We start from the raw sequence: 6,991 nt of genomic DNA, 5'->3' as shown, positions 1-6,991 counted from the left end.
TTTCGAGTAGCCTTTTTTGATGTTTGGTTGCGGGAGCCGGATTTGAACCGACGACCTTCGGGTTATGAGCCCGACGAGCTACCAGACTGCTCCATCCCGCGTCTGTGTGTCGGCATTCTACAGAGGATCGCCGGGCTGTCAACCTTCAATCTCGGTAAAATCTGTTCCTGTTCAATCGCTTAGGTGAAAGCAGGGGGTGTGGATCGGGCTGAAACGCAGGCAGGGCAAGGCTTTTGGCTCTATCGGTAGGTGGCTTTCGATTGAGAAAATAAATTCCTCCGGTACTTTTCCTACCGCTTGAAAAGAAGATTCAGACTACTGGTGCTATATACAGGTGTCAGTGAGATACTGCCGGTACGACACGCCGATACTTCATTTCTTCGCCATGAACACCGCTTTTATATGACGCAGCGAAAAATCATCCACGTCGATTGTGACTGCTTCTATGCCGCCATCGAGATGCGTGACGACCCGCGCCTGGCCGGTAAGCCTTTGGCGGTGGGCGGCTCGGCGGATCGGCGTGGGGTGATTGCTACCTGTAACTATGAAGCTCGGGCGTATGGCGTGCGCTCGGCCATGTCTTCCGGACATGCCTTGAAACTGTGTCCGGACCTGACCATCGTCAAGCCGCGCATGGAGGCCTATAGAGAAGCGTCGAAGGAAATACATACGATCTTTCGCGATTATACCGACCTGATCGAGCCGCTTTCCCTGGACGAGGCTTACCTCGACGTGTCGGAGAGTGCGCATTTTGGTGGCAGCGCCACGCGAATCGCCCAGGATATTCGTCGCCGGGTGTCCAATCAGTTGCACATCACCGTGTCGGCCGGTGTGGCGCCGAACAAGTTTCTTGCCAAGATCGCCAGCGACTGGAAGAAGCCCAATGGCCTATTTGTGATCACGCCTGATCAGGTGGACGACTTTGTCAGCGGCTTGCCGGTGAGCAAACTGCATGGTGTTGGCAAAGTGACCGCTGACAAACTGGGCAAGCTCGGCATCATCGATTGCGCGCAATTACGCGAGTGGAACAAATTGGCGCTGGTGCGTGAATTCGGCAGCTTCGGCGAGCGACTCTGGAGCCTGGCCCGTGGGATCGATGAGCGGTTGGTGCACAACGACAGTCGTCGGCAGTCGATCAGCGTTGAAAACACCTATGACGTGGACCTGCCGGATCTGGTGAGTTGTCTGGATAAATTGCCGGAGCTGCTGGAGTCCCTGAATGGCCGAATGGCGCGGATCGACAGCAGCTATCGCCCGGGCAAACCGTTCGTCAAAGTGAAATTCCACGATTTTACCCAGACTACGTTGGAGCAGGCCGGGGTAGGGCGGGATCTGGGGAGTTATCAGCTGTTGTTGACCCAGGCCTTCAATCGCGGCGGGAAACCGGTGCGGTTGTTGGGGATTGGGGTGAGGCTGGAGGATTTGCGGGGCGGGTTCGAACAGTTGGAGTTGTTTGAGCGGTGAGATTTTAAAATCAAAAGATCGCAGCCTTCGGCAGCTCCTACAGGGTGTACTCCATCCAATGTAGGAGCCGTCGAAGGCTGCGATCTTTTAATAGGCCTTAATTCGGCCCCGGATCCGCCACCAGTCGCCCGGCATCCTTGGTCAGTGACTTGAGGAACTCAGCCTGCAACTCGGGATCGTTGCGGGTCAGTTCGATCAGGCTCTGTTCCAATTCGCTGGCTTCTTCTTCCAGACCCAGTTCCGACAGGCGCTTGACCCGGTGCACCCACTGGCTCACCTCGTCGTCTTCGAGATCGTCGTAAATCAGCCCATGGGCTTCGAGCAGCTTGCCGCGCAAGTTGTTACTGATCGCCAGTGACGAGTTGGTGTGCACATCGTCCTTGTTGTCCTCGACACTGATCTGCAGCTTGCCCAGATGATTGAGGTCATGTTCGGCGAACGGGCTGTCCAGCAGGTTCAGGCGCAACACACCGTTGCGGTCGGTGCTCAGCTCGAACGTGTCCTTGCCGGCCTTCACCTGCACCGGACGCTCGCTCCAGGGCAGACTCGAGTATTCCGTGCGCTTGTCACGCTGGACTTCGTCGATGCCCGCCAGGTTCTGCTGCGCGCGACCGTGAGACTGCACGTTCATGAACGGGTTGAGCCCGGCAAAACCATAGCTGAGCCAATCCTTCGTCACGCTGTCCGGCAGATTACCGAGGGCGAACACGTTGACCACGTTCGCACCGATGCCTGCCACTACGGCCACCGCCCCCAGTGGGATCTCATAGATCTCCCTCCAGGGTTGGTAAGGCGTGTAGCGGTCATAGTGGCGTGTGACTTCGAACTCGGTGACTTCGAAGGTCTTCTGCTCGTGGATTTTCACCCGGCGTTGCGGCAGCTCCAGCACTTTGGGCTCGCCGACATCGATCTGCAGGCTGTGATCGAGCAACTTACGCTCGACCCGCTCCTCGTGCTCGCTGCGTTGTGACATGTGATTGGCACAGCCGCTGACCAGCAGGGTGCCGCACAGGGCGGCACCACCGAGGCCTAAGGTGTTTCGCTTGAACATGACGTCTCTATCTGGTGTCAGCGGCGGATACGGGCCTGGAGGAAAGACAGCACGTCAGCAACCGGCAGCGCTTGCGCCTCGGCTTCGGTACGGCTCTTGTATTCCAGATTGCCGTCGGCGAGGCCGCGGTCACTGACCACGATCCGGTGTGGAATGCCGATCAGCTCCATGTCCGCGAACTTGATGCCCGGGCTGGTTTTCTTGTCGCGGTCGTCCAGCAGCACGTCGAAGCCGGCGGCAGTCAGTTCTGCGTAGAGCTTGTCGGTGGCTTCGCGAACCTGTTCGGTTTCGTAGCGCAGCGGTACCAGAGCAATCTGGAACGGGGCCAGAGCGTCGCTCCAGATGATCCCGTTCTCGTCGTTGTTCTGTTCGATGGCGGCAGCTACTACGCGGGATACACCAATGCCGTAGCAGCCCATTTCCAGGGTGACCGGTTTGCCGTTCTCGCCCAGCACTTCGCACTTCATCGCTTTGCTGTACTTGTTGCCCAGCTGGAAGATGTGCCCGACTTCGATGCCGCGCTTGATTTCCAACGTGCCTTTGCCGTCAGGGCTTGGGTCGCCGGAGACAACGTTGCGCAGGTCGGCAACGGTCGGAACCGGCAGATCGCGCTCCCAGTTCACGCCAAAGTAGTGCTTGTCGTCGATGTTGGCACCGATGCCGAAGTCGCTCATCAGTTCGACGGAACGGTCGATGATGATCGGCAGCGGCAGGTTCAGCGGGCCGAGGGAGCCGGCGCCGGCGCCAATGGCGTCGCGCAGTTCGGCTTCGGAAGCCATGACCAGCGGGCTGGCAACGCCAGGCTGGTTGGCGGCCTTGATTTCGTTCAGTTCGTGGTCGCCACGGATGATCAGGGCAATCAGCTTGCCTTTCTCTTCAGCGTGCACCACCAGGGTCTTGATGGTTTTTTCGATCGGCAGGTTGAAGCCTTCGACCAGTTGCGCAATGGTCTTGGCGTTCGGCGTGTCGACCAGACGCAGCTCTTCGGCAGGCAGTGGACGAGAGGTTTCCCGCGGTACGGCTTCGGCTTTCTCGATGTTCGCGGCGTAGTCGGAACCGTTGCTGAAGACGATGTCGTCTTCGCCGGACTCGGCCAGTACGTGGAACTCGTGGGAACCGGCGCCACCGATGGAGCCGTTGTCGGCTTCAACCGGACGGAATTTCAGGCCCAGGCGGGTGAACACGTTGCAGTACGCCTGGTGCATGCGGTCGTAGGTGACCTGCAGCGATGCCTGGTCGGCATGGAACGAGTAGGCGTCCTTCATGATGAATTCGCGGCCACGCATCAAACCGAAGCGTGGGCGGATTTCGTCACGGAATTTGGTCTGGATCTGATACAGGTTGATCGGCAGCTGTTTGTAGCTGCTCAACTCGTTGCGCATCAGGTCGGTGATGACCTCTTCGTGAGTCGGGCCGGCGCAGAAGTCGCGACCGTGGCGATCCTTGAAGCGCAGCAATTCAGGGCCGTATTCTTCCCAGCGACCCGATTCCTGCCACAGCTCAGCCGGTTGAGTGCTCGGCATCAACACTTCGAGAGAACCGGCGGCGTTCATTTCTTCACGCACGATGGCTTCGACCTTGCGCATCACTCGCAAGCCCATCGGCAGCCAGGTGTACAGGCCCGAGGCGAGTTTGCGGATCATGCCGGCGCGCAGCATCAGCTGATGGCTGATGACGACCGCGTCGGAAGGCGTTTCTTTCTGTGTGGCGAGCAAAAATTGACTGGTGCGCATGGTTGGCCGTTGTCGGTTGCTGATAACGAGAAGTAATGGGGCATTGTACGGGCGAGATCTGCTGGCGTACAGGCGTGCGGCCGGCTGTGTGGCTGGAGGGCGAGAATCTGCTCGCCCTCTGCGTCCTGTATCAAAGAGGCTGCGATTCTTCCGTGACCGGGGTCTGAGCCGGTTCAGGTGTCGGGGTCGGACCGGCACGGCGGTTTTCCTGGAACCAGTGCAAGGCGATCAACAGCAGCGTCGGAACGCCCAGCAGGGCAGTGATCAGGAAGAAGTTGTGGTAGCCGAATTTTTCCACCATGACCCCTGAATAGCCGCCGATCAGGCGAGGCAACAAGAGCATGATCGAGCTGAGCAGGGCGTACTGGGTCGCGGAGAATTTGAGGTTGGTCAGGCTCGACAGGTAAGCGACGAACGCCGAAGTCGCCAGGCCCGAGCTGAAGTTGTCCAGGGAAATGGTGACGATCAGCATCCGCAGATTGGCGCCCATGTCCGTGAGCATCAGGAACAGCAGGTTAGTGGCCGCCGATGCGGCACCGCCGATGAACAGAATGGGCAGAATGCCGAAGCGCACGATGAGCAGGCCGCCCATACCGGCGCCGACCAATGTCATGATCAGGCCGAAAATCTTGCTGACACTGGCAATCTGATCCTTGGTGAACCCTTGGTCGATGTAGAACACGTTGGCCATCACGCCCATGACCGTATCGGACATCCGGTAGGTGGCGATCAGCCCAAGCAGCAGCAGGGCTTGCCAGCGGTAACGCAGAATGAAGTCGTTGACCGGCGTCAGCACCGGCGCCAGGCCACGGCGGCCCATGGCCGACAAGCACAGGGCGGTGAGCGTGGTATAGAGGATTGCCCGCAGGAATGCGCGGTCTTCGAGCAACAGGTCGAGCAGGCTGACGCCGTTGAATAGCACGCTGGCGAAGTCGGTGTTGTAGAACTGGGTGAACATGGCCGGTACGGACACCAGCAGTACGATCAGCACGAACACCGACGCCAGCTGGTGCACGAAGCTGTAGCGTCCGGCCTGAAGCTGAGTGCGCAGTGGCACCGGCGGTTCGCGCATGAAGAAGGAGGTCAGCAGCGCCGGGATCATCAAGATGCCGAACAGCAGATAGGTGCCAGTCCACGCCGCATGTTTGTAGTTGAAACCGGTGGAGCCGAAGCCTTCGGCAAAAAACAGCGCGCCCGCCGTTGCCAGCAGGGCCGCGACCCGATAACCGGCCATGTAGCTGGCCGCCAGTGCAGCCTGGCGGGTATCGTCGACGATTTCCAGGCGATAGGCGTCGATGGCAATGTCTTGCGTTGCCGAAGCAAAGGCGACTACCACAGCGATGGCGATCAGCCAGGACAGGTGTTTTTGCGGGTCGCAGAAACCCATGCCGATCAGGCCGAGGATCACCAGTGCCTGGGCCAGCACCAGCCAGGAGCGTCGTCGGCCCAGCTTGCCGAGCAGGGGTAGGCGCCACTGGTCGAGCAGCGGGGACCAGACCCATTTAAAGGCGTAGGCCAGGCCGATCAGGCTTGCATAGCCGATGGTTTCGCGGGCAACACCGGCCTCGCGCAGCCAGACTGAAAGCGTCGAAAACACCAGCATGTAGGGCAGGCCGGCGGCGAAACCAAGCAGCAACAGCACGAGCGTCGAGGGGCTGGCATAGGCGGCGAGCGCGGCGCGCCAGGTTTTACGGGGCATGGGCTGGAGTCTGCCTCAAGAATTACGGAAACAAAGCGCGCACTCTAACCGCTGTGCTCTACCGGGCGCCAGCCATGGCGCTGAATATCAACACGATTGTTCAGAACACTGATGCCTTCCATGCGCAATCGGGCCCGCTGTTCATCCCCTGAAGGGCTGCCTGCAGGCAGGCTGATCCGACCGCCGGCACCCAGCACGCGATGCCAGGGCAATTTAGTGTCACCGGGCAGTTGGCTCAATGTTCGCCCGACCCAGCGGGCGGCGCGACCCAGTCCCGCCAGTTCGGCGAGCTGACCGTAACTCACGACTTTGCCCTCGGGCACTTGTGCCAGGGTCAGGTAGAGCGCCGTGCGTCGGATTTGCGCTGCGCTTTCGGTTTCAGCGGTTGAGTCGGTCACGTCCGGGTTCCTGAAAAAAATACGCATTGACCGTCTGTAGGGTAAATCCTGGATTGTCAGTTGAGAAATGAACTCAATAGAAATAGCCGGGTCAGTCCTTGCCAGGGCCTTATTTCCAAGAATAATGCCGATTTTTTTTCGCAAAGTTGAGCTTTTGATTCGCTTATGTTGCCCAGAACCTTACTGTGCCTCGCTGTCGTCAGTGCATCCACTCCCTTGCTCGCCGATACGGTCTGGTTGAAGAACGGTGACAAGCTGAGCGGCAAGATTACGCTCTTCGATGGCGGCAAGCTGTTGATCCAGACCCCGTATGCCGGTGCGGTTCCGATTGACTGGAAAGAGGTCAAAACCCTGGAAAGCGATCAGCAAATGTTGGTCAAACAGGATGCTTACACTGGCGAGAAGGCCAAGTCGCTGCATGCGGCGGAGGACGGCAAGGTCATCCTGGCCAACGGCGATGGCCCCAAGACTGTGGAGTTGGCCAGCATTCAGCAGATGCTCAAGCCCAAGCCGGTGGTCGAGGATTTGGTGTGGAAGGGTAATGTCGACATGGCCCTGGATTATCGGCGGGCCGAAAAAGATACCGATGATTATGATGTCGGCTTCAAAACCAGCGCGCGTCATGGTCGGTGGCGTCATACGGCGG

Annotated in this window: 5 protein-coding genes, 1 tRNA gene and 1 pseudogene; 2 read left to right on the top strand and 5 right to left on the bottom strand. The window is 59.1% G+C overall.

The features are described from left to right. Nucleotides 1-24 precede the first annotated feature (24 nt). Nucleotides 25-101 (bottom strand) — tRNA-Met (locus AC1DLB_RS16680). 301 nt (nt 102-402) lie between these two features. Between AC1DLB_RS16680 and dinB the strand changes: the two genes are divergently transcribed. Then, a complete protein-coding gene (gene dinB / locus AC1DLB_RS16675) occupies nt 403-1,464 on the top strand; it encodes a DNA polymerase IV (protein ID WP_477743356.1) in 1,062 nt (353 codons plus the stop codon). 97 nt (nt 1,465-1,561) lie between these two features. Here the strand turns inward: dinB and AC1DLB_RS16670 are convergent, their stop codons facing one another. The 4 genes from AC1DLB_RS16670 to AC1DLB_RS16655 all read right to left on the bottom strand — a co-directional run bounded on the left by AC1DLB_RS16670 (nt 1,562) and on the right by AC1DLB_RS16655 (nt 6,372). After that, nucleotides 1,562-2,515 (bottom strand): hypothetical protein, encoded by a 954-nt coding sequence (locus AC1DLB_RS16670; RefSeq protein WP_258612619.1) that lies wholly within the window; start codon nt 2,513-2,515, stop codon nt 1,562-1,564. A gap of 17 nt (nt 2,516-2,532) precedes the next feature. Continuing rightward, nucleotides 2,533-4,248, bottom strand: a complete 1,716-nt coding sequence (locus tag AC1DLB_RS16665; RefSeq protein WP_018926940.1) for a proline--tRNA ligase — start codon at nt 4,246-4,248, stop codon at nt 2,533-2,535. A gap of 130 nt (nt 4,249-4,378) precedes the next feature. Then, nucleotides 4,379-5,947 carry an AmpG family muropeptide MFS transporter gene (locus AC1DLB_RS16660; RefSeq protein ID WP_018926939.1) on the bottom strand — a complete coding sequence of 523 codons (1,569 nt, stop codon included), beginning with the start codon at nt 5,945-5,947 and terminating at the stop codon, nt 4,379-4,381. Between the two features lie 44 nt (nt 5,948-5,991). Beyond that, nucleotides 5,992-6,372 carry an MGMT family protein gene (locus AC1DLB_RS16655; protein ID WP_219731186.1) on the bottom strand — a complete coding sequence of 127 codons (381 nt, stop codon included), beginning with the start codon at nt 6,370-6,372 and terminating at the stop codon, nt 5,992-5,994. Between the two features lie 138 nt (nt 6,373-6,510). Between AC1DLB_RS16655 and AC1DLB_RS16650 the strand changes: the two are divergent. Beyond that, nucleotides 6,511-6,991 (top strand): annotated as a pseudogene (locus tag AC1DLB_RS16650) (DUF481 domain-containing protein); the annotation flags it as partial.

Source organism: Pseudomonas sp. 05N434, assembly GCF_056396965.1.
This window is presented reverse-complemented; position numbering and strand designations above follow the sequence as displayed.

Coding starts and splice junctions, on each gene's coding strand:
- AC1DLB_RS16665 (WP_018926940.1), bottom strand. CDS start 4,248: ATGCGCACCAGTCAATTTTTGCTCGCCACACAGAAAGAAACGCCTTCC.
- AC1DLB_RS16670 (WP_258612619.1), bottom strand. CDS start 2,515: ATGTTCAAGCGAAACACCTTAGGCCTCGGTGGTGCCGCCCTGTGCGGC.
- AC1DLB_RS16655 (WP_219731186.1), bottom strand. CDS start 6,372: ATGCGTATTTTTTTCAGGAACCCGGACGTGACCGACTCAACCGCTGAA.
- dinB (WP_477743356.1), top strand. CDS start 403: ATGACGCAGCGAAAAATCATCCACGTCGATTGTGACTGCTTCTATGCC.
- AC1DLB_RS16660 (WP_018926939.1), bottom strand. CDS start 5,947: ATGCCCCGTAAAACCTGGCGCGCCGCGCTCGCCGCCTATGCCAGCCCC.